Genomic DNA, 22,973 nt, shown 5'->3' on the forward strand with positions numbered 1-22,973 from the left:
TGTGATGCCCCAATCCTTCGCGTCGGGAAAAACGAAAGCGCAGGTAAAGCCGGCAAAACGCAAGACCTCACGGTCAAGCGTTGGCGAGCGGCTGATGCTGGACTCTGTCGCGTCTGTCGACGTTGGCGCATTGAACGCCTTCTACCGCCGGCGCGCGCCCGCGGAAATCACGATCGCGGGCCAGGCCGTGGCGATTGCCGCCGTCTGGCCGGCGCCGAGCCCTGCCGACCAGCGGTGGTGCACCATTGCGTTCTCCGTCGGAGACATGATGGGCAAATTGCGCCTGCCGCTTTCTGTGGTCGAACGGGGCTTCGCCAGGGCAGACGAACTGGTCGACATGAAGCGGCTGGCCCCAGCTCACGCCGCACTGCTGCTGGAATCCACGTTTGAAGAGGATCTCGAACGGGTCGAGGCCAAACTGGGCGGGAGCATCACGCTCACCTCGGTCACACAAGCAGATGCCGTTTCCATTTCGGGCGAGACCCCGTTGGCTTTTGTCCTGACCGGCAGTCAGGAAACGATTGACTGCGTCTTGAACACGAATGACGCCGGCCTGGCGGTGCGGATCGGCCGTCTTTTGGACGAGATCGCTAAGGCCAGACCGCCGATCCCGGCCGAATTTCCTCTGCTGATCTGCCTTCGGCGTGGCGCACTCAAAGTAACCCTTGGCGAGCTTAAAAGCCTCCAGGCTGACGACGTGGTGCTTTTCAGGAACGAGGCGGAAGAACGAAATGCGGCACTCATCATTGCCGAGCGCCTTTATGCGCCGGTCGCCCTAACGGCCGCCGGGCCGCAATTGCTTGCCGCGCCGAGGGCTATCGCCGGATCGAATTGGGAGTGGACCATGAACCAGAACACGCCGCCGCCAGCCGGCCAGACTTTGGAAGAATCGACCCTGGACGAGTTGCCGGTCGCGCTTGCCTTCGAGATCGGCCGCACGGCAATGCCTCTCGGGGAGGTGAAGCAGCTTGCGCCCGGCACTATTGTTCCGCTCGCCAATGTGACGGAGGCGATTGTCGACATCATCGCCAACGGCAAACGTGTCGGCCGCGGTGAGATCGTGCGGATCGGGGAAAGCCTGGGCGTGCGGATCGTGCGTATGTTCGATAATGCTTGAGAATTCGCCCAATCTCCTTGGGATTCTGATCGCCGTCGGCTTTGTCGGGTTGCTGCCTCTGGCGGTCGTCACGATGACGGGATTCTTGAAGATCTCGGTCGTGCTGTTTCTCATCCGCAACGCGCTCGGCGTCCAGCAGATGCCACCTAATCTGGTGCTATACGGCATAGCGCTTGTGCTCACGGTCTATGTCACGACCCCGTTGCTGAGCGAAATGTCGGGCCGACTTCAGGAAGGGCAGATTCAGTTCCAGACCACGGACGACCTCGCCAGAGCGGCGCAACTGGTCAGGGAACCATTGCAGCGACACCTCATGAAGTTCACCCAGCCGCAAGAGCGGCAGTTCTTTCTCGATGGAACCAGCCGCCTGTGGCCGGAACAGGCGCGGCAAAACCTGAAGGACGACGATCTCTCGATCCTTGTTCCGGCCTTTGTCGCGTCCGAGCTAACCCGTGCCTTCGAGATCGGCTTCCTGCTTTATCTTCCTTTCCTCATCATCGATATCGTTGTTGCCAATATCCTGATGACGCTCGGCATGATCATGGTCTCGCCGGTCCTCATATCAATTCCTCTGAAACTGTTCCTTTTCGTTGCCATAGATGGCTGGTCGCGGCTGATGCATGGCCTCATCCTGAGTTACGGCTGACGCCGATGGGAGGGTTGCATGAGCAATGACTTCATCCTGGCAAAGGTCCAAAGTGCACTTCTGACGGTGCTGTTCGCATCCAGCCCGGCGATCATTGCGGCGCTGGCGGTCGGCATCCTCGTCGGCCTTGCCCAGGCGCTGACGCAAATTCAGGACCAGTCGCTGCCGCAGACGATCAAGCTGGTCGTGATCCTGCTGGTCATCATCGTCTTCGGTCCTTTGCTTGGACAACAGATCGCGCAACAGGCCTCGACGGCGCTGGACGAATTTCCCGTCGTCACGCGTTGAGGCACGCGGATGCCGGTCGAACCACTCTTCGCGTCCGTCAAAGAGCTTCAGGTCTATCTTCTGGCAGGCGCATTCGCGCTCGCTCGCATGACCGGTTTCATGCTTCTGATGCCGCTTTTTTCGCGTGTGCCGTTATCAGGTCTTCTGCGCAACGGCGTGGCGCTGGCGCTGGTGGTTCCGGTCTTTCCGATGATCGTGAGTACGCTGACCAACACCGACATCACGACCACGATGATCGTGGTGTACATCCTCAAGGAGGTGGTGGTCGGCGTGACGCTCGGGCTCACGATGGGTATACCGTTCTGGGCAGCGGAGGCTGCTGGCGATGTCCTGGACCTGCAGCGCGGCTCCACGATGGGGACGCTGATTGACCCGATGATGACGCATGAGACGAGTGCCACCGGCACCTTACTCGCTGTCATCATGGTCACGGTCTACCTGGCCGCCGGAGGTCTGCAGCTTTCCCTGACCAGTCTCTACGAGAGCTACGGCCTGTGGCCGATCGACCAGCTTCTGCCTGTATTCAGCAAGGATGCTGCGGGCATATTTCTCGGTCTGCTGAATCGCATCCTGGCGATGGCGCTGAACCTCGTCTTCCCGCTCATTATCAGCATGCTCCTGTCCGACATTGTGCTGGCTTTCCTGGCGCGGGCCTCTCCGCACCTGAATGTTTTTGCACTGTCGCTGATCGTCAAGACGCTGGTCTTCAGCCTTGTCTTTGTACTCTATGCGGCTTTCCTGCTCTTTTACATGAACCGGGATCTTGGCTTCCTGCACGAGGCGAGCCGACAGATAGAAGCGATCGGCTGCCGCAGCTGTCAATGAGAACAAATATGAGCAAAAGCTAATAATAAGCGCCATCCTTCGCCGGCCAATAAATACGATTTATCGATGAGGAAAGATTCTGATGATTTGACAACTGACCAATCCGCCGATGATCTTACGCGCTCTCGACGTGTCTCTGAAACGTGCATATCCGCTGGAAGCCATGGCTCGCCCGATCACTTCATTGATCTACGAGGATTTGCGAATGGTCGATGCGGACAGGCTACGCAGGCTCGTCAGGATGGGTGCCTATGAAGGCCGTACAGGAGGGCTTGCGCGCGGCAAGCTCCAGGCCAACGTCGTGATTGTGCCCCGCAGCTTTGCCGCCGATTTCCATCAGTTTTGCGTCCGCAATCCGAAACCCTGCCCTTTGGTGGGCGTGAGCCGTGCGGGCAGCCCATTGCTGCCAGCGCTGGGCGATATCGATATCCGTACCGATGCGCCACAGTACAGCATCTATTACTTCGGCGAGATGATCCGGCAGACCACAGACATCATCGACCTGTGGCGAGATGACTTTGCGGCTTTCGCGCTCGGCAGTTCGCTCACCGTCGAGGCCGCACTTATCGAAAAGGGCGTGAAATTCCGGCGCATCGGCCGTGGAAAAACCGCCCCCAAATTCCGCACCAAGATCGAGACGTCTCAAGTCGGACCGTTCGGTGGTGAAATGGTCGTCTCAATGCGCCCGATAAGGTATAGCGACGTCGACAAGGTTCGCGCGCTCACCGCGCGTTTTCCCCATGCGCACGGGTCTCCCATCCATGTCGGAGAGCCTACGATGATCGGGGTCCGAAATTTGATGGCTCCCGACTGGGGCGATGCTGTCGAAGTCTTGGAAGAGGAGGTGCCTGTATTCTGGGCCAGCAGCCTGACCGCCCAAGACGCTCTTGCTCGTGCCGAACTCGCGATCTCGATCACAGTGTCGCCGGGCCATATGCTGATCACCGACGTGGACGCACGGGCGCTGCCTTGGCCTAATGTCGCGCTTGGCGCGAGCTTGCAATGATCGTGCTCAAGTCAGAGCTTGCCTGATCCAACGCGCCGAAGCACCTCGACAGCAGGGCGGACGGGATGGCCTCTGACAGCGGACCCCACCACGGCCTTTCGCGAGAGCGCTGACTGCGCCTCGAAGCTTGGTAGTCATAGTCGTGCATGACTCTCGCGAACAGTAGGTCAGCGGTGATGATTTCGGACTGTACTTGATTGAGCTCATTCATTTTATCTGCCGCTCTGGCTGGGGCTTCTGGCTTATTCGCCGGCCCAGCTCAGTACATCAACCTTCGGTAGCGGTATAAGGTTCCGGAACTAATCCCGCCTGAGAGCTGGTGCGGGAACCTGTAACTGAGCGCCGGATCCTGTGTGTTGTTCCGGTGCTATGGTTGAAGTGGGAAGGAGACCGAGAGGATCCTGGTCGTCCTCTTTTGAGGACAGCCCGTGGTATGGCTCGGTCCCTTCCCACCGATGAACCATCAACCTGAACAGATGCACGGGGCTGTAGCCAGCAGACCCCGCACGTGTTCCACGCAAAGTCCGCCGGGTATTCGCACCGCTTGAGCATCCGACGTTGCTGCTCTATATGATGCGTGATGTTTGATGCGCACCAAGGAGGGCGATATGAGAACCACACTGGCGATCGATGACGATGTCCTGGTCGCGGCCAAGGCCATGGCCCGGCAGCAGGATCGCAGCCTCGGCGAGGTCATCACCGATCTCGCTCGGCGCTCGCTGCGCCGGCCTCAAGCCGGCGGCGAGCGCAACGGGATTCCTCTTCTGTCGCCTCGGCCGGATGCACCTCCTGTCACGCTTGAGACGGTCAACGCCTTGCGAGACGAACTGCCGTGACGTTCCTGCTCGATGTCAATGTGCTGATCGCGCTGATCGATCCTGCTCACGTCGCTCATGACGACGCGCATGGCTGGTTCGAAGTGACCGGTAACGCCGCATGGGCTACGTGTCCCATCACTGAAAACGGCGTCCTGCGCATCGTCGGCAACCAAAGATATCCCAATTGTCCCGGCTCGCCCGCCGTCGTTGCGCAAATCGTTACCAAGTTGCGGACTCTGCACGGGCACAGCTTCTGGCCCGACGATGTGAGCCTGGTTGGCTCTGGCGACATCGATGCAGCGAAAATCCTGACATCGGCACAGGTCACTGATACCTATCTTCTCGCGCTCGCCAAGGCGCGTGGCGGCCAGCTTGCAAGCTTTGACCGCAAGCTGTCGGCGGCGGCCGTGAAGGGCGGGAAGTCTGCACTGCACCTGATTCCCACAGGGTAGACCGCCGGGCTCTTTCTGTCTGTTCTGCATCGTCGAACCGCCGCGGTTTGAGATAGGTGCAGCGCGCAGAATGTTTCTGATCAACGCCCTCGCAGAGGCACCGCCGAGCCGGAAGCTTGCCGGCCTATTTCTCATCGGAGCGCCCTTTGCCGGCGCTGGCGGTTGGCCGAGTGAAGACATCAGGCCAACAACCGAGCTCGGCGCGCGACTGCCTACAACGACGCCAATCTACCTCTATCACGGCAGCAAGGACGACACTGCGCCGTTTGCGCATATCGATCTTTATGAGAAAGCAATACCCGGCGCGATCGTACATCGGCTCGACGGTCGCGATCACCAGCTCAATGACGACTTGGCCGAGGTTGCCGCCGGTGTCCGCGCCTTGATATGAGGCGGGGCTCTGCCCAGTCGAACCTTGCACACCGTCCGACGCCCATGACGAAAGCGGGATAGGGGACCCTTTGCCGCCGTTCGGTTTTCTGAAACGATAATTGAGTACGTGCGATCCGGAGCCGATATTCCATGCCGACAAGAATCGATGCTAGTGAAGCGCGCCGATGGTTTGCCGAAGACCTGCGTGTCTCATCACCTGTTTTGCACAATCCTGCGGTCGTCGAAGCCTTCGCAAAGGTTCCGCGCGAACACCACGTCGGCAACGGGCCATGGCGTATCCATTCGAGATTGCAGATCGGGGCGGTCCATACCAGCCCTTCAGCCGCACTTCATGAGATTTACCACGACGTTCTGGTCTCACTTGACGAAAAGCGCGGACTAAACAGCGGCCTGCCGTCGCTTTGGGCATTGGTTTTCGACCATCTGAACATCGCTCCCGGCCAGACCGTCCTTCAGGTGGGCGCCGGTGTCGGCTATTTCACCGCCATCCTCGCTGAACTGACGGGTTCTGAAGGACGCGTGATCGCCTATGAGATCGATGAAGAACTCGCCCGGCGCGCGCAAAGCAATCTTGCTCATTACGTCCATGTCGAAGTGATGTCCGGTGATGCAACGCAGGCAGTTGATCTGCCAGACCTCGATGTGGTCGCGGCCTTTGCCGGAGTGACGCACGTGCCGGAACGGTGGCTTTCGAATTTGTCCGACACCGGTCGGATGGCGCTGCCGTTCACAGGTGAAGACCAACGAGGTTTCATGATGCTTCTGGAAAGAGCTGGCTGTACGTTTCCTGTAAGATCACTTATGCCATGCGGGTTTTACCCCTGCAGCGGAGCTAGGCGCAGGGACGAAGAAAAGGCGTTGATGGCCGCCCTCAGAGCTGCGCGAGGCAAGGTCACTGGTCTGGCGCAATACCATCGGGGCCGACCAGCAAATGGCCTTGAGAACGCTTGGCTAGTAACGGACGCATACTGGATTTCGAAAGCCTAGAGATCGATATCAATCTCGCGTGTCACCGTCGTAGGGTGTGGCACGCATTGAAGGGCGTTCCACGAAGGATCTGTACCATTGTGTCAGTCGTGGCCTCCCCTGCAAGAAGTCCGGCAATCCCCGGAATTCCAGCCAGCTTAGACAAGTGGCGAGCGCGATGTGGCCGACATGGAGCGGCGCGTCGAATTCGACCTCGCGTTCCACGAAGTTATAGGATTCGATGAGCTTCATCGCCATGCCTGCGCCCAAGGCAGGATAACGCAGATGTTCAGGGCGACGCTCGTTTTCCCAGCGGATGGAAATGCCTGCGTCGCACATTCCGCCGGCGAGCGCCTGGAGACGCAAGGCGGACCATTTTGCTCGCCCTTTTTCGGGGATGAGCCGACGACTGCTTTCGAGATCGTCGAGATAGCCGCAGATTACGCTCGAATCGAAGATCGTATAGCCGTCGTTGAGAACGAGAGCGGGCACCTTGCCAAGCGGATTGCAAACACATCATCGTTGCGATTGATGGGGCTCGTCTCCTGATGAATGACGCGCAGACGTCCGGCAAGCCCGGCCTCGTGGGCGAAGACCAGAACCTTGCGCGCGTAAGGGGAGTGGGTCTGGTAAACGAGTTTCATGGACCCGTTCTGTGTTGAGGTACCGCTCATTCTCGTTCTTTCACTAGGTCAGTACTGGCCGGTTCGTTCCGGAGTGAGGTTTTTCGCAACAGAAATGGTGCGACGGAATTGGCCACGGGCTTTTGCCATGCTCCAGCGCCGCGACGGGATGTTCCCACGATGGCGGCGACCCCCTCCGCAATCTCATCGAATCCGAATTCCGCAACTTCGCCGCGACTGATGCGGTGGTGCGTCCTCCCTCGAATCCGGAACGCGGGCAGGCAGGCAGTTCGCGGCCCAGCCGCACTTTCTCTCAAATGGTTCCCGGTCCGGCGCCATCGTCATGCGTCCTTCTCCAGTTCGGTCTCGGTCACGATGATCAGCACCCGGCTCGATCCATCGAGCGCAAGCTCCTGCGACAGGCCGGAAGCTGCGACGGCTGTGGCAAGACCGGCGAGGCCGGCGGCACCCGACGGGGTTGTGCCGGGACCGTTTGCCTCGCGAATCCGGTTCACCGCGTCGGCAAGCGCTGCTTCGGAGACGGTTATGACGCGAGCGTCGCCTTGGCGGAGCACCTCGAGCGCCGATGCGGCCGCTTCGCCACAGGCGAGCATGTCCGCCGACGTTTTGAGATCGCCGGATATCCGGACGGACCGTCCTCGCGACAGCGCGGCCGCGACGCAGGCCGCGGCCTCCGGCTCGACCACGACGATCATGGATGGAGGCATCAACCAGTCTTTCAGCCCTGCCGTCAGGGCGGCGGCAAGTCCACCGACACCGGCCTGGACGAAAAGGTGGGTTGGCCTCAGATGGCCGACCTCGTCGACCTGGCGGCGGATTTCCGCAGCAAGCACGCCATAGCCGGCCACGACATCTGCAACAGCTAGATCGTCCGGGTCTGTCGAGGTGTCGGCCACCAGAATGCCTTCTCCGGCTCGGGCCGCTGCGGAGGCCCGGTCCACGGCATCGTCGTAGGTGCCGTCGACCCACACGATTTCGGCCCCTTGTGACTCGATGCGCCGGACCCGCGTCGCAGGAACGCCCGTGTAGAGGTATATTCTTGCCCTCCCACCGGCAAACTTCGCCGCCGCCGCAACGGCAAGTCCGTGATTGCCCGCGCTGGCCGTGATTAACGCCGGCAGGGACGTCCTGGCCCGCGCTGGAGCGAGCAATTCATCGATATCCATCCCGGTAGCCCGGGCCAGAGCGCACAGACCGGCATAAGTGCCGCCGAGGGACTTGAAGCTGCCCAGGGCACGGTGGCCCTCGTTCTTAGCAAGCACCTGGGTCACATCCAGGTTCGCAGCCAGGTTCGGTAGGTCGAGCAGCGGTGTCGGTGCATAAAATGGCGACAGGCGCTGTAACAGCGCCGCAATGTGATCTGGGTCAAGGCCCGGCCGTGTTTCTGTGGTCATGAGGCGAATTTCTATCCCGGAAACCACGCCGGTTGGCGCCTATTGTCGTTGCCCACCTGCCTGATTTCGTCATAGATGCCTGTCCTCATGACGAAAACTGCCGCCCTCGATCGCTTCGACCATGTGCTGCTGTCGCTGGTTCAGCGCGATAACCAGACCCCGGCGAGGCGTCTCGCCGAGCAGGTCGGGCTTTCCCAGAGCGCGGTTCTGCGCCGCCTGCGCCGGCTGCGGAAGGATGGCGTGATCGCAGCAGACATCGCCGTCGTTCGCCCGGCGGCCGTGGGCCTGCCGCTAACCGTTCATGTGCTCGTTTCGTTGGAACGGGAGAGCGCTGTCGAGTTGGACGCCTTCATCGGCAAGCTTCGTGGGCGCTCGGAGGTTCGTCAGGCCTGGTATGTCACCGGTGAAACCGATTTCGTGCTCCTCCTGCAACTGCCAGGGATGGAGGCTTACGAAGTCTTCGCGCGCGAAGTCTTCCACACCGATTCGAACGTGAAGGCGTTCCGCACCATCGTGACAATGCGGGAGGTGGTCGGCGCAGTGGATGCGCAGCCGCTATCCACTGCCTGATTGCGGCGTGTCGCCGGCAAGCCGATTTGCCCTGCTTTGACCCGGAATATCAGTCAAGGGCGCGAACCCGGTTTGAAGTTCGATACGCCCGTTCCTGTATCTACTTACCCGCCCCACCGAGCCAATGGCTGCTGCCGAGATGCGTCGCGAAATGTCTGCACCTGGCGCAAATTAGTCCCACCTGAGCGTAGAAGAAGATCCATGTACGACGGGTACATCCCATGACATTGTATGGTAGCAACGCTGTCTGTGCCGACCGGCGGGCGGTTGCAGCATGTTTTTGATTGTCGCGATGGCGAGCCGCATGGATTTTGGAAGGGATATGAGAGCCAGCACTTCAGGACCTCCCGGTGACGAGGCGTACTCCACCCGCAGCAGAATCAAAGAGGTCGCTGCCGAGTTCTATGTCCTGCGCGGCCACGACGGTTTCAGCTTCGGCGATATAGCGATCGCGATCGGCACGACGCGGGCTAACATCCACCATCACTTCGGCAACAAGCGTCAATTGATGGAGGAATTGATCGCGGACTTCGCCGCCAACGCCGAGGCCCGGATCAAGCGCTTCTGGACGACGCCCGACGCCCGGTTCTTCGACCGGCTCGATATGCAGCTCGAGGACCTGCGCCGCTTCTATGAACGTTTCAACGCTGAGACGGGAGCCCGCAATATGTGGAGCCCGCTTTCGCGCCTTCGCCACGACCTCCCGGTTCTCGGCGAACCAGCCGAACATGCGCTGGAGCGTGTCAACCGGGTCTATGAACAGAGCCTACGCCATGCGGTGGACCAGGCTGTGAAGGATGGAGAACTTTCTCCCGAGACGCTCAGGGACGAACTCGTCCACATGCTGCGCATTACCCTTCTGTCCTGTCCACCGATGACGCAGGACACCGGAAGCTTCGACGAGGTCGCTAGGACCTTCGCAGCACTGGCGGCGATCATCCGCGCAGCTTGGCAGGATGCGGGGAAGGGCTCGCGTCGAGGCTAGACATCCAGTGGATCAAAGCGGGGGCGAGTTGACAGATGTTAGTCTCCAGGTTACTTACTTGCAGGTAAGTCAGCCCGTGGCGGCGACGAGGCGCGTACAAGGGAGGATCACGTGCTACGCGATGACGAATTCACCCGTTTCGAGGTCAGCCCCTTCACTGGAGCGCTCGGTGCAGAAATCCGCGGGATCGATCTGGCGAGCGCGAGCGAGGATGCTTTCGAAGACGTTCGCCGCGCGCTCTACAAGTACCATGCGCTCGCCGTGCGCGATCAGGAGCTTGACGCCGCTGGCGTCCACAAGGTCGCGCGCCGGTTCGGGCCATTTAGCGGCAATCCGGTGCACACGCCGATCGACGGCTTCGACGACATCGTGCGCTTTGTGCGCGAGCCGGACGACACAGGCAAGGTGATCGGCGAGGACTGGCACATGGACCTCGCCTGGCTACCAAAGCCGCCAGGCATTACGATCCTCTATGGCGAAGAGGTGCCGCCGGTCGGCGGCGACACCTGCTTCTCCAGCCTAGAGAAGGCGTACGACTCGCTTTCGCCGCGGCTGGTCGAAATCCTGCAAGGGCTGACGGGCGTCCATAGCGGCCGCGGGGTCTTCGCCATCAACGCGGCCCATAGCCGGCTCGGCGTCAAGGCCGATGTCGAGGCGATCGAGAATGCTATCGTCGAGCACCCTGTGATCTGTCGGCACCCCGAGACTGGCCGGCGCTATGTCTTCGTCAGCAGCGTGATGACCAATTTTAAGGGAATGACGGAGGAAGAAAGCAAGCCGATGATCGACTTCCTGATGGCGCGGGCTGTCCGGCCCGAGTTCAACTGCAGGCTGCGTTGGGAACCGAAGACGCTCGGCATGTGGAACAATCCTCACGTCCTGCACACTGCCATCAACGATTATCCCGGATATCGCCGGGTGATGTACCGAACGACGGTGGAGGGCACCGTTCCACTTGCCGCCAGGGACGGCTGACGCGCAACCGCTCAGGGAGGAGCAATGGCATTTGGTTCCGAGGCGTCCGTCGGCCACAGGGGGGAAGGGGCGGCGGAAGCGGCTGGCGAGACCAAGAGGCGGCGCTTCGCGCTTTCGCCTGCCTATCTCTATGCGACGCCCGTGCACCTCCTGGTGCTGGGGGTCATCGTGCTGCCCTCCATCTTCGTCCTGTGGCTGAGTTTCGAGGCCTCTTCATTCGGCCAATCGGCAACCTTCGTTGGGCTCGACAACTATATCCGCGTCCTCACCGATCCCTATTTTTGGGGTTCGATCTGGAACACCGTCCTCGTCGTCGCCGTGGCGGTTCATATCGAACTGCTGCTCGGCCTCGGCCTGGCTCTGCTTTTCGCCTCCGGGCTTCCCTTCCAGCGTGTCATGCTCGTCGTGGTGCTCGCTCCCTACGCGATCAGCGAGGTGACGGCGGTCGCAATGTGGCGCTTTCTGTTCGATCCAGACGTCGGGCCGATCACGCTGATGCTGCGATACACCGGGCTGCCGACGCTCGACTGGACGTTCATCCCTTCCCACGGCCTCATCCTCGTCGGCCTGCTGACAATCTGGCTGCACCTGCCATTCACATTCATCATCCTCTATGCGGCACGGCTCGCGGTTCCGAAGGAGCTCTATGAGGCTGGGCGCACCGACGGGGCCAACGCGTTCCAGCTCTTCCGCAACATCACGCTACCGCTTCTGGCGCCAGCCATGCTGATTGCGCTGCTCTTCCGCTATATCTTCGCCTTCCGCCTCTTTTCCGAGGTCTGGCTCCTGACCCAGGGCGGCCCGGCGCGCACGACCGAGGTCGTTTCCGTTTATCTCTACCAGGAAGGTTTCCGCTACAACTCGTTCGGCACGGCGGCCGCGACGGCGTGGATGATGGTCGTCATCTCGCTGCTGCTTGCGACTGGCTATGTATGGCGGCTGCGCAAGGAATCCGTGGCCAATGCGTTCTAAGCGTCTCGCCATCGGTGCCGGAAAGACGCTCGCTGTTGTGACGATCGTCGTCTGGTCGCTGTTTCCGATCGGCTTCATCGTGCTCTCGTCGTTCAAACCCGGTCGCGAGATTTTCGCGGTTCCACCAAAGCTCTTCTTCGACCCGACCTTCGAGCACTACGCCTCGCTGTGGCAGCGCTGGCCGGGCTTTTTCGACGGGCTCGTCAACAGCCTGATCATCACCACCGGGGCAACGGCGCTTGCCGTCATGGCAAGTTTGCTCGCTGGTTTCGCCTACTCACGCTATCGTGGCGTCCGTTTCCTGGAAGGATCGGTGATGTTTCTGATCGGATCGCGGCTGATCCCGCCGATCGTCGTGACGCTGCCTCTGTTCCCGGTCGTCAATCGGCTCGGGCTCAACGACACCCATCTTGTGCTGATCCTGCTTTACGCGACCTTCTTCGTCTCGCTCGGTACGCTTTTGATGCGGACGTTCATCGATCAGGTGCCGCGCGAACTCGACGAGGCGGCTGTCCTCGACGGCGCGGGGCCGCTGACGATCCTTGTGAAGATCATCTTGCCGCTCGTTGCGCCCGGCATGCTCGCCGTCGCCGTCTTCGTCGTCGTCTTCGCGTGGAACGAGTTTTTGTTCGCCTATATCTTCACCGCCAACCACGCCAAGACCGCGCCTCTGGTCCTTTCAGAGATGATCAGCTCGATCGATGGCGTCGACTGGGGCGTGCTCTTTGCAGCCTCTACCGTCCAATTGCTGCCGGTTCTCGTCTTCGTGGTCCTGATGAACCGGTTTCTTGTTGCCGGGTTGACCGCCGGCGCGACCAAGGGGTGATGACGTCACCGAGAAAGGGAGGAAGACAATGCCTTTGCACATGACACGCAGAGCCCTGCTGACGACCGCGATGGCCGCCGGCGTGACGGGCGCATTGGGTCGGTTGGCCCATGCTCAGGTAAAGACGCTGAACGTGCTTTGCCATCGCGTCCACCAAGCCAACCTGACGACCGGCGCCGCCGGCAATGTCATCAAGCCTTGGGAGGACAAGAACAACGCCCAGATCTCCTGGACGACGCTCGACAGCAATCCGCTCCAGGACCGGCTATTCCGGGAGGCGAGCCTGAGCGAGACCGATTTCAACGTCGGCTATGTCATCGACAACCGCATGACGTCGCAGATCGCCTCGCTCTTCGAGCCGCTCGACGACCTCCGGAAAACCGAGCCGATCGAGGATTTCGACGATATTGCCGAGGGCCTGCGCCAGTCGATGACGGTCGGCGGCAAGCTCGTCGGCATCCCGGTGCGCCATGCCACGCAGGGACTTTTCTACAACGAGGAGCTGCTTCAGGAGGCCGGCATTTCGGCGCCACCGGACACGCTGGAGGAGCTGGTCGAGCAGGCGAAGAAGCTTACCTTCACCTCCAAGTCCGGTACGCCGGTCGTCGGCATGATTCTTGCGAGCGACCTCGCCGTCTTCCCGGTCATGTTCGCCCGCGCCTTTGGCGGCGATTTCATCGACAAGCAGTTCCACGTAGTTCCCGATCCGGAGGCGATGGAAAAAGGCCTGTCCGTGCTCGCCGACCTCTTCAAGGCCGGGGCGCTCCCCCGCAGCTACGCCACGACGCGCAACGACGACATGGTGACTTGGATGCAGCAGGGACGCGCAGCCTTCGCGGTGCTGCCTTTCGCCCGCTACGCGCAGCTCAACAACAAGGAACAGTCGACGGCGCCAGGAATGATCAAGGCGATCGAGTTCCCCGGCTCCAAGACCCTCGGCAGCGGTCAGGAAATGCATCCGGTCGTCGAATCCTGGGCGATGGCCATTCCCGCCAATTCGGCGGACAAGAAGCTCTCCTGGAGCTACATACGCTTCGTAGCGAGCAAGGCGGCCACACTCGACATGGCGCGCAACGGCAATGGCCCCGTCCGCGCCTCGACCTATGCCGAGCCGTCGTTCGCAGGGTCGCAGCCGCAGGCGAAGGTCGAGGCTGCCGCCCTTGCCAAGGCGAGACCAGCCTTCCCGGCTTTTCCCGAAGCCGCTCGCGCTCAGTCGACGTTTCTCGAGGAAGTTCAGCTCGCCGTCCTCGGTCGCAAGAGCCCGAAGGAAGCGGTCGCCGCCGTTGTCGATCGCGTCAAGCCGCTGATGCCAGCGTAATCGTATGGACCGACATGGCCATGTCGCCTGGTACTTACCAGGCGGCTCATCGGCGAGGATCAGCGCCGTCGTAAACTTGTCGTCGGGTGAGGCTCGGGTGAGGCGATGTCCATTGGCCGAGCGTTCGGTGGCGTGAGCTCTGGACTGCTTAGCAGTGTGCTGGTGGCAAGAGGATGAATGATCGGGCGCCACGGTCGGGCGGGGATGAGCACGCGGATATAGTATCGTTGTTATTCTCCCTGTGGAATGCAGCGAGACGATCTCCAGGTTGCTGATACCACCCATTCGCGCTGCTTACAGCGCGCGATCGACCCGCGTAAGCAACGCACCATATTCCTTGCGCGTTTTCAGGCATGATGATGCGCGCGCATCAAGTCGACTCTTCGAATGCCATCAAGATGGCAAGCCATCGCCTGCCATCTTGATGGCGTAAAGTTGCCGCGCTATATCTGCGGAAAAGGAGATCCACATGGCAGAGCCTCAACTTTCCGTAAGAAGTGCCAGAGCGCGAGACCTTGCGCACCGGCTTGCCCGTCGCGAAAATCGTTCGATTGCAGACATCGTCGAACGTGCTCTGGAATCCTACGAAGCGCGGGAGGCAGGTCGCGAACCTGCGTCGATGTTTTACGCGCGCATCGCGGCTGTTTACGGCACCGATATCGACCTTGAAGCGGTGATCCGAAACGATCAGCGGGTTCATGTAGGACCTGAGCTTTGATCTTTCTCGACACCAATGTGGTTTCTGAAACTTTGAAAAAGGCGCCTAGCGCTGCCGTTATCGCATGGCTGGTTCGCCATGATGCTGAACTGGCGCTTCCGACTGTGACAATCGCCGAGATTTCCTTCGGCATTCAAAAAATTCGACCCGATCAGCGTGCCGAGCGACTGGAGCAAGGCTTGTCCGATTGGCGCCGTCGTTTCGCCGGCCGCATCTTCGGGCTGACTGAGGAAGCCGCATTGGCCTACGGGGAAATTATGGGAACTGCTGCACGCCAAGGTCTGGGTATGTCCGCGCCCGACGGCATGATCGCCGCGATAGCGCGTGTTAACGGAGGCCGCCTTGCGACGCGCAACTTGAGCGACTTCGACAAGACCGGCCTCGATCTGATCTCTCCTTGGGAGTTTTGACACCTCGGAAGTAGGCTTCGTTCAGCATCGGGGCAGGGAGGGGCATTTTCGACCCCTTAACCCTGAAGCCCTGATGCCTTGGTGAGATTGACCCGGAAACGGTCGCGCCGGCGCTGCTGAGAGGTGGCCGAGCTGCGTTTGCACTTATCAATCCCATCAAGCGCTGATGCCAGCGGGTCTGGGTGGGGGTGCGTAGTATCCTTCGGCTCCTTTGCTTCATTCTGTCCCACCATGTACCTGAGGTTTTTCCGATCGCTGGACGACAGTGTGATGCCGGCCCTTGGACCGGACGACGAGCCACGCCTTGGCGCACGAGCATCATCAACGACTCCCAACCTTCGCGACGTCCGCTGGACGAAAAAGCTTGACCTTGCCAAGTCAGGTGCGTTTACTTGATCCGTAACTAGGATACAAATTCCATTACTATGGAATACAGCGAAGGGAACCAAGATGAAGCGTTTCTTGCAAATCGCCGCTTCGCTCGCCGCGCTTATGCTGCCGGCGACAGGCGCTGCCTGGGCCGAGCCTGCTAAAGGTGGAGTGATCGACGTGGCGACCATTGGGGAGCCGCCGACGCTCGATCCAATGGCCTCGACCGCCGATCTGGTTGGCATCGTCACGCAGCACATCTACGAGACGCTCTATACCTTCGACAAGGATTGGGGCATTACGCCGCTGTTGGCCGCCGACATGCCACAGATTTCGCCGGATGGCCTTACCTACACCATCCCGCTCAGAACCGGTGTAAAGTTCCATGACGGCAGCGACATGAATTCGGCCGACGTGGTCGCTTCGCTGCAGCGCTGGATGAAGATTGCCACGCGCGGCAAGCAGGCAGCCGAAGTCATCGCCGCGGTCGACGCCGTTGACGACAACACCATCAAGATCACCCTGAAAAAGCCATTCGCGCCGCTTCTGTCGCTGCTGTCGCTGAACAATGCCGCCGCGATCATCATCCCGTCGGAAAACGTGGGACAGGAGCCGCTGACCAGCTTCGTCGGTACCGGCCCCTATATGTTGAAGGAACGCAAACCCGACCAGTACATCCAGCTTGCCCGGTTCGACGGCTACAAGTCGCGCGACGGCGAACCCAACGGCTATGGTGGCGCCAGAAAACAGTATCTCAACGAAATCCGTTTCGTGCCGGTTCCCGATGCGAACACGCGCGTCGAAGGCGCTGTCTCCGGCCAGTTCGCCTATGTTGACTCGCTGCCGGTCGAGTCCTTTGACAAGATCTCGAGTGGCAAGACCCAGCCGGTCATCTTGAAGCCGTTCGGTTGGCCGGTATTCGTCCTGAATACCAAGCAGGGGCTGAATTCCGACATTCGCATCCGTAAGGCGATACAAGCGGCGCTGGCGCCGAACGACATGCTGCTCGCCGCATTCGGATCGAAGGACTTCTTCGCAGCCGACGGCGACATGTATCCCGAAGGCTTTGCCTGGCATACGGACGCCGGCACCGAGCCCTACAAGCCCGATGGCGACACTGAAGCGGCTGCGGCGCTGCTGAAGGAAGCCGGCTATGACGGCAAGCCTTTGCGCATCCTCACCAGCCGCCAGTACGAGTTCCACTACAAGATGGCGCAGGTCGCGGCCGAGTATCTGAAAGCCGCCGGCTTCCAGGTCCAACTCGATGTGGTCGAATGGGCAACGCTGACCAAGAACCGCACCGATCCGGCGCTGTGGGACATCTACATTACTCACAGTCCGTTCCTGCCCGAGCCGTCGCTGACCGGCATAATGTCGGACTCCTCGCCGGGTTGGTGGGTTTCGGATCGCAAGCACCAGGTGCTTGAGGCGTTCAACGCCGAAGCCGATCCGGCCAAGCGCGTCACGCTGTTCGCAGATGTCCAGAAGGCGATCTACGACGAGGTTCCAGCGTTCAAGGTCGGCGACTTCAACGCCTTGGCCGCCCAGGCCCCCAAGCTGAAGGGCGTGACGCCGGCGCCATGGCCCTATTTCTGGAACGCCTATCTGGAAGGCAACTGAGACGGCTCCTCCCACCTTCCGCCTCAACCCAAGGATAGGCGGCCGGGTGCCGGCCGACAAAGCCGGCGCCCGGCAAACCGTTCGATGATTGCTCGGAGATGGCCGATGCTGCGCTCAATCCTCAACAGACTTTTCGGCATGATCGTCGTCATGGCGCTGGTCGTCACCATCGTGTTCGTCATCGTACGGGTGACGCCCGGCGATCCAGCGGCAGTCATGCTGGGTCCAGACGCCACGGCCGCCGATATAGCCGCGCTGCGGTCCAAGCTCGGACTCGACGGTTCCATCCTCGAACAGTTCGGGCGCTACGTTCTCGATGTCGTCCGAGGCGACTTCGGCCAGTCGATCTTCCTGGGCGAGCCGGTCACGACCGCGCTCGCCCAACGCGCCGAACCGACCTTTTTTCTCACCGTCTTCTCCCTGGTGATCGCGACGCTCATCGCGTTGCCGGTCGGAATCATGTCGGCCTATAAGCGTGGCTCTATCTTCGATCAGGCGGCAACCACCATTGCCATGTTCGCGGCCAGCGTGCCGAGCTTCTGGCTCGGCCTTTTGTTCATTCAGTTCTTCGCCGTGAAGCTCGGCTGGTTCGACACATCTGGCTATGGCGGGCCGGGAGCTTCGTTTGCCGAGCGGCTTGACCATCTGGTGCTGCCGGCGCTGGCGCTCGGTCTCATAAGCTCGGCACTGATCACCCGCTTCACTCGCGCCTCGATGCTCGACGTGCTCAATGATGACTATGTGCGGACCGCCCGGTCCAAAGGCATGAGCGAATGGCGTGTGGTGCTGAAGCATGCCTTCAGAAATGCCTTGATCCCCATCCTCACCGTCATCGGCCTGACCGCGGCACTGCTCATCTCCGGTGCGGTGGTGACCGAGACGGTGTTCGGCCTGCCCGGCGTCGGCAGCTTGGTCGTCTCGGCGGTGTTGCGGCGCGACTATCCGGTTATCCAAGGCGCGCTGCTGGTCATTGCCGGGCTGTACGTCTTGGTCAATTTCGCCATCGACATGCTCTATCTGGCTGTCGATCCGAGGGTTCGCTACTGATGGCCGCTATCTCGGTGCCGCTCCAGGCAGAGCCAAATATCCTTTCGCGGCTGATGACCCGGCCGACGGCGGCGGTGGGCATCGCCGCACTGATCGCCATCGTGCTCGCCACGATCCTCGCGCCAGTCATCGCCCCCTACGCACCGACCAAGCTCTCCATTGCCAGTCGCCTGCATCCGCCGAGCCTCGACCACTTGTTCGGCACCGACGATCTCGGGCGCGATATCTTTACCCGCATGCTTTACGCCGCGCGCACTTCGCTGACGGTCGGCTTTGCTGTCGTGATCTTCGCCTCGATCATCGGCGTCGTTTTGGGGCTGACTTCCGGCTTCTTCAGAAGGCTCGACGCGCCGGTGTCGCGGTTGATCGACGCCATGATGGCTTTTCCCGACATATTGCTCGCAATTGCGCTCGTGGCGGCACTAGGCGCCACCGCTTTCAATGTCGTGGTCGCCCTCGGCGTGGTTTATGCGCCGCGGCTCGCACGCGTCGTGCGCGCCTCGACGCTGGTCATTCGCGAACTCCCCTATGTCGAGGCGGCCCGCGCACTCGGCGTGCCGACGCCGGTTATCCTGGTGCGGCACGTATTGCGCAACGTCACCTCTCCATTGCTGGTGCAGGCAACCTTCATCTTCGCCAACGCCATCCTGGCCGAGGCCGGTCTGTCCTTCCTCGGCCTTGGCATATCGCCCGACATCCCGACCTGGGGCACAATGATCGCCACCGGCCGCCAATATATGGATCAGGCCGGCTGGATCATGATGTTTCCGGGCGGCGCCATCGTCGTCACGGTGCTGTCGCTGCAGCTCGTCGGCGACGGTTTGCGCGACCTTCTCGACCCTCGTCTGGCAAAGGACATCTGATGTTCGGCAATCGCTCTTCCCAAACCGAAAGGCCGCTGTTGATCAAGGGCGCAAAACCAGTCGGCTTCGGCGGTGGATTTGGCCAGACAGTCGACGTGCTGATCGGCAAGGATGGCCGTATCGCCGAAACTGGCTCAACGATCGCCGTTGGTGACGATGTGGAGATGCTTGACGCCAATGGCGCGTTCCTGTCGCCCGGCTGGACCGATCTTCACGTGCATGTCTGGTACGGCGGCACCGACATTTCGCTGCGGCCGCAGCAATGTGGCGCCGCCCGAGGCGTCACCACGATGGTCGATGCCGGCTCGGCCGGCGAAGCCAATTTCCACGGTTTTCGCGAGTTCATCATAGAGTCGGCGCGAGAGAATATATACGCGTTCCTGAACATAGGTTCGATCGGTCTCGTCGCCTGCAACCGTGTCAGCGAGCTGACCGACATGCGCTCGATCGACATCGACCGCACCATTGCCACCGTCGAGGCCAACCGCGACGTCATCGTCGGACTGAAGGTGCGTGCCAGCCACGTCATTACCGGCGGCTGGGATCTGACGCCGGTCCGGCTGGCGAAGAAGCTCGGCCGCATCCTCAAGCTGCCGCTGATGGTGCACGTTGGTGAGCCGCCACCACTCTATGACGACGTTCTCGGCCTGCTGAGCGAAGGCGACATCGTCACTCATTGCTTCAATGGCAAGGCTGGCGGCTCGATCATCGAGGACGATGATCTTTATCGGCTCGCCGAGGATGCGGCGCAGCGCGGCGTTGTGCTTGATGTCGGCCACGGCGGCGCCTCGTTCTCCTTCGATGTCGCCAAGGCGGCGCTCGAGCGCGGTCTGCCACCGAACACGATCTCGACCGATCTGCACAACCGCTCGCTCGACGGCGCGGTGTGGGATATGGCAACCACCATGTCGAAGCTGTTGTCGCTCGGCATGGCATTCGAGGATGTGGTGACGGCCTCGACGACGGCGCCGCGCCGCGCCATCCGGTTGCCCGCCGACGGGCTGCTGGAAAAGGGCAGGCCGGCGGAATTCACTCTGTTCGACCTCGTCGACGCCGACCTCACCGTGAAGGATTCGCAAGGGGCGACAAGCACGCTGCACCGGCTGTTCGAGCCGCGCTACGCTGTCCTCGGTGCCGAGGCGATCGTCGCCCACCGCCACATGCCGGCGGAAGGGTCCGCGGGCGGTGTGCACGCTTGTCCGCATTGCGGGTGGAAATCATGAGCGGCGCGATCGCCAGCGACGTCATCCTGTCGGTTCGGGACTTGCGGACCTGGTTTCAGACCCGCCGTCTTACCGCCAAGGCGGTCGATGGCGTCACCTTCGACCTGAAGCACGGCAAGACGCTGGCCGTGGTGGGAGAATCCGGTTCCGGCAAGTCGGTGACCAGCCTGTCGATCATGGGCCTGCTGTCACGGCCCGGAAGGATCGCCGGCGGCCAGATATTGTTCCGCGACCGGCAAGAGCATGTCCACGACCTCGCCGGATTTACCCAGAAGGAATTCCGCAAGGTCCGCGGCCGGGAAATCGCGATGATTTTCCAGGAGCCGATGACCAGCCTCAACCCGCTCTTCACGGTCGGCGACCAGATCGGCGAAATGATCGGGCTGCACGAGCCGGTGAACCGGCAGCAAGCGCGCAGCCGTGCGCTCGCCATGCTGAAGCATGTCGAGATTCCGGACGCCGTCTCGCGGCTCGACGACTATCCGCACCAGATGTCCGGCGGCATGCGCCAGCGCGTCATGATCGCCATGGCACTCGCCTGCAGTCCGTCGCTGCTGATCGCCGACGAGCCGACTACGGCCCTCGACGTCACGATCCAGGCGCAGATCCTCGATCTCTTGCGTCGCCTGCAGGTCGAGATGGGCATGTCGATCCTTTTCATCACCCACAATCTCGGTGTCGTCGCCGAGATCGCCCATAATGTCGTCGTCATGTATGGCGGCCGTGTCGTCGAGCAGGCACCGGTCAACGACCTGTTTGCGCACCAGCGCCATCCCTACACGAGGGGGCTGCTGGCCTGCACGCCCAATGCCGCGCGCGACATCGGTGACGACGGCAAGCGCCGGGCGCTCTATTCCATTCCCGGCAGCGTGCCGCCGATCACTGCGCTGCCGCCGGGTTGCGCCTTCGAGCCGCGCTGTGACTTCGCCATTGCGCCCTGTCGGGCGGCACCGCCGCCATTGATGCCGGCAGGACTGCACGGCGCTTCCCGTTGCATCAGGAGTGCAGAGCTGTGAGCGCCCCGATGATAGCCGGTCGTGCGGAGACTGCGCCATTGCTCAGCGTGCAGGGTCTGACAAAGCACTTTCCCGCCCGCAACGGTCGCGTCATTCATGCTGTCGAGGATGTCAGCTTCGACATCAGGCGCGGCTCGACGGTCGGGCTGGTCGGCGAGTCCGGCTCCGGCAAGACCACCGCCGGGCGCGCCATCCTCAGGCTGGTGGAGCCGACCAGAGGCAAGGCGCTGTTCGACGGCGTCGATCTCTTTTCGCTGTCCGCACGTGAAATGCGCAGCTACCGGCAAAAGCTGCAGATCGTGTTCCAGGATCCATTCTCCAGCCTCAACCCGCGCATGCGCATCGCCGCCATCATCGGCGAGGCACTCGACGCGCGCGGCTTTCCGCGAGGCAAGCGGCGTGCCGACAGGGTCGCCGAACTGCTGACCCTGGTCGGCCTGTCGCCTGATCACGCCACGCGCTACCCGCACGAATTCTCGGGCGGCCAGCGCCAGCGCATCGGCATTGCGCGCGCGCTCGCCGTCGAGCCGGAATTCGTCGTCGCCGACGAGCCGGTCTCGGCGCTTGACGTGTCGGTGCAGGCGCAGGTGCTCAACTTGCTCGGTGAATTGCAAAAGCGACTCGGCTTGACGCTGCTGTTCATCGCGCATGACCTCTCGGTGGTCGAATACCTTTGCGACGAAGTGGTGGTGATGTATCTCGGTCGCGTCATGGAGCGTGGTCCGAGCCGTCTTCTCTACGCCGCGCCGCGGCACCCATACACCAGGGCATTGCTGGCGACGGCACCCGTACCCGACCCGACCCGCCGACGCACCCACGTCGCCTTGCATGGTGATATCCCAAGCCCGATTGACCCGCCTTCCGGCTGTGTCTTCCGCACCCGCTGTCCGGAGGCAATTGCCGCCTGCGCCGGGATCATTCCGCCCCTCGACGACATCGGCGGCGGGCATCACGTGGCCTGCATCCGGCACAACGAAAAGACGATCTGATTGGAGTTTGCGTATGACTTTTTCCGAGCTCATGAAGCGACCGGAAAGCACGCCCTACGACCGGCTTTTGGCGCTTGGAATAACGCTGCCCGAGGCGCCGCCGCCGATCGCCAATTTTGTCACATATGTGCAGGAGGGCAAGCTGCTGTTCCTGTCCGGCCAAGGGCCGAGTGAGGCCGACGGCCGGGTCTATACGGGCAAGGTCGGTGCCGACGTGACGGTCGATCAGGCCTATGCCCATGCGCGGCTGACCGGTGTCAACCTCATTGCCGTCATGCACGCAGCGCTCGGCGATCTGCGCCGCGTGCGGCGTGTGGTGAAGCTGTTCGGCATGGTCAACGCCACGCCGGATTTCGCCGACCACCCCGCAGTGATCAACGGCTGCTCGGACCTGCTCATCGATGTTTTCGGCGATCGCGGCACCCATGCCCGCTCTGCGGTCGGCCACGGATCACTGCCGGGAAGAATCAGCGTCGAAATCGAAGCCGTCATCGCCATTGATTGATCGGATCACGAATAGCCG

Annotated in this window: 26 protein-coding genes; 24 read left to right on the forward strand and 2 right to left on the reverse strand. The window is 61.5% G+C overall.

Annotated elements, in window-relative coordinates:
- The first annotated feature begins 268 nt into the window (after positions 1-268).
- The 9 genes from sctQ (at position 269) to NKH13_RS29520 (ending at position 6,532) form a co-directional block, all read left to right on the forward strand.
- The gene (gene sctQ, locus NKH13_RS29480) at positions 269-1,117 is read left to right on the forward strand and encodes a type III secretion system cytoplasmic ring protein SctQ (RefSeq protein WP_352916255.1); all 849 of its coding nucleotides are present in this window, start codon (positions 269-271) and stop codon (positions 1,115-1,117) included.
- Positions 1,110-1,763 carry a type III secretion system export apparatus subunit SctR gene (gene sctR, locus NKH13_RS29485; RefSeq protein ID WP_352719062.1) on the forward strand — a complete coding sequence of 218 codons (654 nt, stop codon included), beginning with the start codon at positions 1,110-1,112 and terminating at the stop codon, positions 1,761-1,763. Before sctQ ends, sctR begins: the two co-directional genes overlap by 8 nt.
- An 18-nt stretch (positions 1,764-1,781) precedes the next feature.
- Complete coding sequence (locus NKH13_RS29490; RefSeq protein WP_352719061.1) at positions 1,782-2,051, forward strand: EscS/YscS/HrcS family type III secretion system export apparatus protein; 270 nt, start codon at positions 1,782-1,784, stop codon at positions 2,049-2,051.
- Positions 2,052-2,060: 9 nt separating this feature from the next.
- On the forward strand, positions 2,061-2,876 hold the full coding sequence (gene sctT / locus NKH13_RS29495; protein WP_352719060.1) for a type III secretion system export apparatus subunit SctT: 816 nt from the start codon (positions 2,061-2,063) through the stop codon (positions 2,874-2,876).
- Between the two features lie 163 nt (positions 2,877-3,039).
- Entirely contained in the window at positions 3,040-3,882 is an 843-nt protein-coding gene (locus NKH13_RS29500) for a D-glutamate cyclase family protein (protein WP_352719058.1), read from the forward strand.
- A 608-nt stretch (positions 3,883-4,490) separates the two neighbouring features.
- Entirely contained in the window at positions 4,491-4,718 is a 228-nt protein-coding gene (locus NKH13_RS29505; protein WP_352569963.1) for a CopG family transcriptional regulator, read from the forward strand.
- A complete protein-coding gene (locus NKH13_RS29510) occupies positions 4,715-5,152 on the forward strand; it encodes a TA system VapC family ribonuclease toxin (protein ID WP_352916260.1) in 438 nt (145 codons plus the stop codon). The genes NKH13_RS29505 and NKH13_RS29510 overlap by 4 nt, the downstream gene beginning before the upstream one ends.
- A gap of 70 nt (positions 5,153-5,222) precedes the next feature.
- The gene (locus tag NKH13_RS29515; RefSeq protein ID WP_352916261.1) at positions 5,223-5,543 is read left to right on the forward strand and encodes an alpha/beta fold hydrolase family protein; all 321 of its coding nucleotides are present in this window, start codon (positions 5,223-5,225) and stop codon (positions 5,541-5,543) included.
- A 131-nt stretch (positions 5,544-5,674) separates the two neighbouring features.
- The gene (locus NKH13_RS29520) at positions 5,675-6,532 is read left to right on the forward strand and encodes a protein-L-isoaspartate O-methyltransferase family protein (protein ID WP_352719055.1); all 858 of its coding nucleotides are present in this window, start codon (positions 5,675-5,677) and stop codon (positions 6,530-6,532) included.
- Positions 6,533-6,541: 9 nt separating this feature from the next.
- Here NKH13_RS29520 and NKH13_RS29525 read toward each other — a convergent pair whose 3' ends face one another.
- Together NKH13_RS29525 and NKH13_RS29530 are read right to left on the reverse strand one after the other, a co-directional pair.
- Entirely contained in the window at positions 6,542-7,003 is a 462-nt protein-coding gene (locus tag NKH13_RS29525) for a glutathione S-transferase family protein (protein WP_352719054.1), read from the reverse strand.
- Between the two features lie 472 nt (positions 7,004-7,475).
- Entirely contained in the window at positions 7,476-8,549 is a 1,074-nt protein-coding gene (locus NKH13_RS29530; protein WP_352916265.1) for a pyridoxal-phosphate dependent enzyme, read from the reverse strand.
- Between the two features lie 87 nt (positions 8,550-8,636).
- Here NKH13_RS29530 and NKH13_RS29535 point away from each other — a divergent pair, with 87 nt between their 5' ends.
- The 15 genes from NKH13_RS29535 to NKH13_RS29605 all read left to right on the forward strand — a co-directional run bounded on the left by NKH13_RS29535 (position 8,637) and on the right by NKH13_RS29605 (position 22,955).
- Positions 8,637-9,119, forward strand: a complete 483-nt coding sequence (locus tag NKH13_RS29535) for an Lrp/AsnC family transcriptional regulator (protein ID WP_352719052.1) — start codon at positions 8,637-8,639, stop codon at positions 9,117-9,119.
- 280 nt (positions 9,120-9,399) lie between these two features.
- The gene (locus NKH13_RS29540; RefSeq protein WP_352916269.1) at positions 9,400-10,104 is read left to right on the forward strand and encodes a TetR/AcrR family transcriptional regulator; all 705 of its coding nucleotides are present in this window, start codon (positions 9,400-9,402) and stop codon (positions 10,102-10,104) included.
- 111 nt (positions 10,105-10,215) lie between these two features.
- Entirely contained in the window at positions 10,216-11,079 is an 864-nt protein-coding gene (locus NKH13_RS29545; RefSeq protein ID WP_352719050.1) for a TauD/TfdA dioxygenase family protein, read from the forward strand.
- 24 nt (positions 11,080-11,103) lie between these two features.
- Complete coding sequence (locus NKH13_RS29550) at positions 11,104-12,051, forward strand: carbohydrate ABC transporter permease (RefSeq protein WP_352719049.1); 948 nt, start codon at positions 11,104-11,106, stop codon at positions 12,049-12,051.
- Positions 12,041-12,877 carry a carbohydrate ABC transporter permease gene (locus NKH13_RS29555; protein WP_352719048.1) on the forward strand — a complete coding sequence of 279 codons (837 nt, stop codon included), beginning with the start codon at positions 12,041-12,043 and terminating at the stop codon, positions 12,875-12,877. Before NKH13_RS29550 ends, NKH13_RS29555 begins: the two co-directional genes overlap by 11 nt.
- Before the next feature lie 28 nt (positions 12,878-12,905).
- The gene (locus NKH13_RS29560; protein WP_352719047.1) at positions 12,906-14,195 is read left to right on the forward strand and encodes an ABC transporter substrate-binding protein; all 1,290 of its coding nucleotides are present in this window, start codon (positions 12,906-12,908) and stop codon (positions 14,193-14,195) included.
- Between the two features lie 469 nt (positions 14,196-14,664).
- Complete coding sequence (locus NKH13_RS29565) at positions 14,665-14,913, forward strand: type II toxin-antitoxin system VapB family antitoxin (protein ID WP_352719046.1); 249 nt, start codon at positions 14,665-14,667, stop codon at positions 14,911-14,913.
- A complete protein-coding gene (locus NKH13_RS29570) occupies positions 14,910-15,323 on the forward strand; it encodes a type II toxin-antitoxin system VapC family toxin (protein WP_352916275.1) in 414 nt (137 codons plus the stop codon). Before NKH13_RS29565 ends, NKH13_RS29570 begins: the two co-directional genes overlap by 4 nt.
- Before the next feature lie 450 nt (positions 15,324-15,773).
- Complete coding sequence (locus NKH13_RS29575) at positions 15,774-17,312, forward strand: ABC transporter substrate-binding protein (RefSeq protein ID WP_502909214.1); 1,539 nt, start codon at positions 15,774-15,776, stop codon at positions 17,310-17,312.
- A gap of 105 nt (positions 17,313-17,417) precedes the next feature.
- Positions 17,418-18,359, forward strand: a complete 942-nt coding sequence (locus NKH13_RS29580) for an ABC transporter permease (RefSeq protein WP_352719044.1) — start codon at positions 17,418-17,420, stop codon at positions 18,357-18,359.
- The gene (locus NKH13_RS29585) at positions 18,359-19,222 is read left to right on the forward strand and encodes an ABC transporter permease (RefSeq protein ID WP_352916279.1); all 864 of its coding nucleotides are present in this window, start codon (positions 18,359-18,361) and stop codon (positions 19,220-19,222) included. Before NKH13_RS29580 ends, NKH13_RS29585 begins: the two co-directional genes overlap by 1 nt.
- Positions 19,222-20,445: an amidohydrolase/deacetylase family metallohydrolase gene (locus NKH13_RS29590; protein ID WP_352719042.1), complete on the forward strand. Its 1,224-nt coding sequence runs from the start codon at positions 19,222-19,224 to the stop codon at positions 20,443-20,445. Before NKH13_RS29585 ends, NKH13_RS29590 begins: the two co-directional genes overlap by 1 nt.
- On the forward strand, positions 20,442-21,461 hold the full coding sequence (locus NKH13_RS29595) for an ABC transporter ATP-binding protein (protein WP_502909213.1): 1,020 nt from the start codon (positions 20,442-20,444) through the stop codon (positions 21,459-21,461). Before NKH13_RS29590 ends, NKH13_RS29595 begins: the two co-directional genes overlap by 4 nt.
- Before the next feature lie 8 nt (positions 21,462-21,469).
- Complete coding sequence (locus NKH13_RS29600) at positions 21,470-22,450, forward strand: ABC transporter ATP-binding protein (RefSeq protein WP_352719150.1); 981 nt, start codon at positions 21,470-21,472, stop codon at positions 22,448-22,450.
- A gap of 13 nt (positions 22,451-22,463) precedes the next feature.
- Positions 22,464-22,955: a RidA family protein gene (locus tag NKH13_RS29605; RefSeq protein ID WP_352916282.1), complete on the forward strand. Its 492-nt coding sequence runs from the start codon at positions 22,464-22,466 to the stop codon at positions 22,953-22,955.
- Positions 22,956-22,973 lie beyond the last annotated feature (18 nt).

The organism is Mesorhizobium sp. M1348 (genome assembly GCF_040317925.1).
GTDB lineage: Bacteria > Pseudomonadota > Alphaproteobacteria > Rhizobiales > Rhizobiaceae > Mesorhizobium.

Coding starts and splice junctions, on each gene's coding strand:
- sctQ (WP_352916255.1), top strand. CDS start 269: ATGGGCAAATTGCGCCTGCCGCTTTCTGTGGTCGAACGGGGCTTCGCC.
- sctR (WP_352719062.1), top strand. CDS start 1,110: ATGCTTGAGAATTCGCCCAATCTCCTTGGGATTCTGATCGCCGTCGGC.
- NKH13_RS29490 (WP_352719061.1), top strand. CDS start 1,782: ATGAGCAATGACTTCATCCTGGCAAAGGTCCAAAGTGCACTTCTGACG.
- sctT (WP_352719060.1), top strand. CDS start 2,061: ATGCCGGTCGAACCACTCTTCGCGTCCGTCAAAGAGCTTCAGGTCTAT.
- NKH13_RS29500 (WP_352719058.1), top strand. CDS start 3,040: ATGGCTCGCCCGATCACTTCATTGATCTACGAGGATTTGCGAATGGTC.
- NKH13_RS29505 (WP_352569963.1), top strand. CDS start 4,491: ATGAGAACCACACTGGCGATCGATGACGATGTCCTGGTCGCGGCCAAG.
- NKH13_RS29515 (WP_352916261.1), top strand. CDS start 5,223: ATGTTTCTGATCAACGCCCTCGCAGAGGCACCGCCGAGCCGGAAGCTT.
- NKH13_RS29520 (WP_352719055.1), top strand. CDS start 5,675: ATGCCGACAAGAATCGATGCTAGTGAAGCGCGCCGATGGTTTGCCGAA.
- NKH13_RS29530 (WP_352916265.1), bottom strand. CDS start 8,549: ATGACCACAGAAACACGGCCGGGCCTTGACCCAGATCACATTGCGGCG.
- NKH13_RS29535 (WP_352719052.1), top strand. CDS start 8,637: ATGACGAAAACTGCCGCCCTCGATCGCTTCGACCATGTGCTGCTGTCG.
- NKH13_RS29550 (WP_352719049.1), top strand. CDS start 11,104: ATGGCATTTGGTTCCGAGGCGTCCGTCGGCCACAGGGGGGAAGGGGCG.
- NKH13_RS29555 (WP_352719048.1), top strand. CDS start 12,041: ATGCGTTCTAAGCGTCTCGCCATCGGTGCCGGAAAGACGCTCGCTGTT.
- NKH13_RS29560 (WP_352719047.1), top strand. CDS start 12,906: ATGCCTTTGCACATGACACGCAGAGCCCTGCTGACGACCGCGATGGCC.
- NKH13_RS29565 (WP_352719046.1), top strand. CDS start 14,665: ATGGCAGAGCCTCAACTTTCCGTAAGAAGTGCCAGAGCGCGAGACCTT.
- NKH13_RS29575 (WP_502909214.1), top strand. CDS start 15,774: ATGAAGCGTTTCTTGCAAATCGCCGCTTCGCTCGCCGCGCTTATGCTG.
- NKH13_RS29580 (WP_352719044.1), top strand. CDS start 17,418: ATGCTGCGCTCAATCCTCAACAGACTTTTCGGCATGATCGTCGTCATG.
- NKH13_RS29585 (WP_352916279.1), top strand. CDS start 18,359: ATGGCCGCTATCTCGGTGCCGCTCCAGGCAGAGCCAAATATCCTTTCG.
- NKH13_RS29590 (WP_352719042.1), top strand. CDS start 19,222: ATGTTCGGCAATCGCTCTTCCCAAACCGAAAGGCCGCTGTTGATCAAG.
- NKH13_RS29595 (WP_502909213.1), top strand. CDS start 20,442: ATGAGCGGCGCGATCGCCAGCGACGTCATCCTGTCGGTTCGGGACTTG.
- NKH13_RS29600 (WP_352719150.1), top strand. CDS start 21,470: ATGATAGCCGGTCGTGCGGAGACTGCGCCATTGCTCAGCGTGCAGGGT.
- NKH13_RS29605 (WP_352916282.1), top strand. CDS start 22,464: ATGACTTTTTCCGAGCTCATGAAGCGACCGGAAAGCACGCCCTACGAC.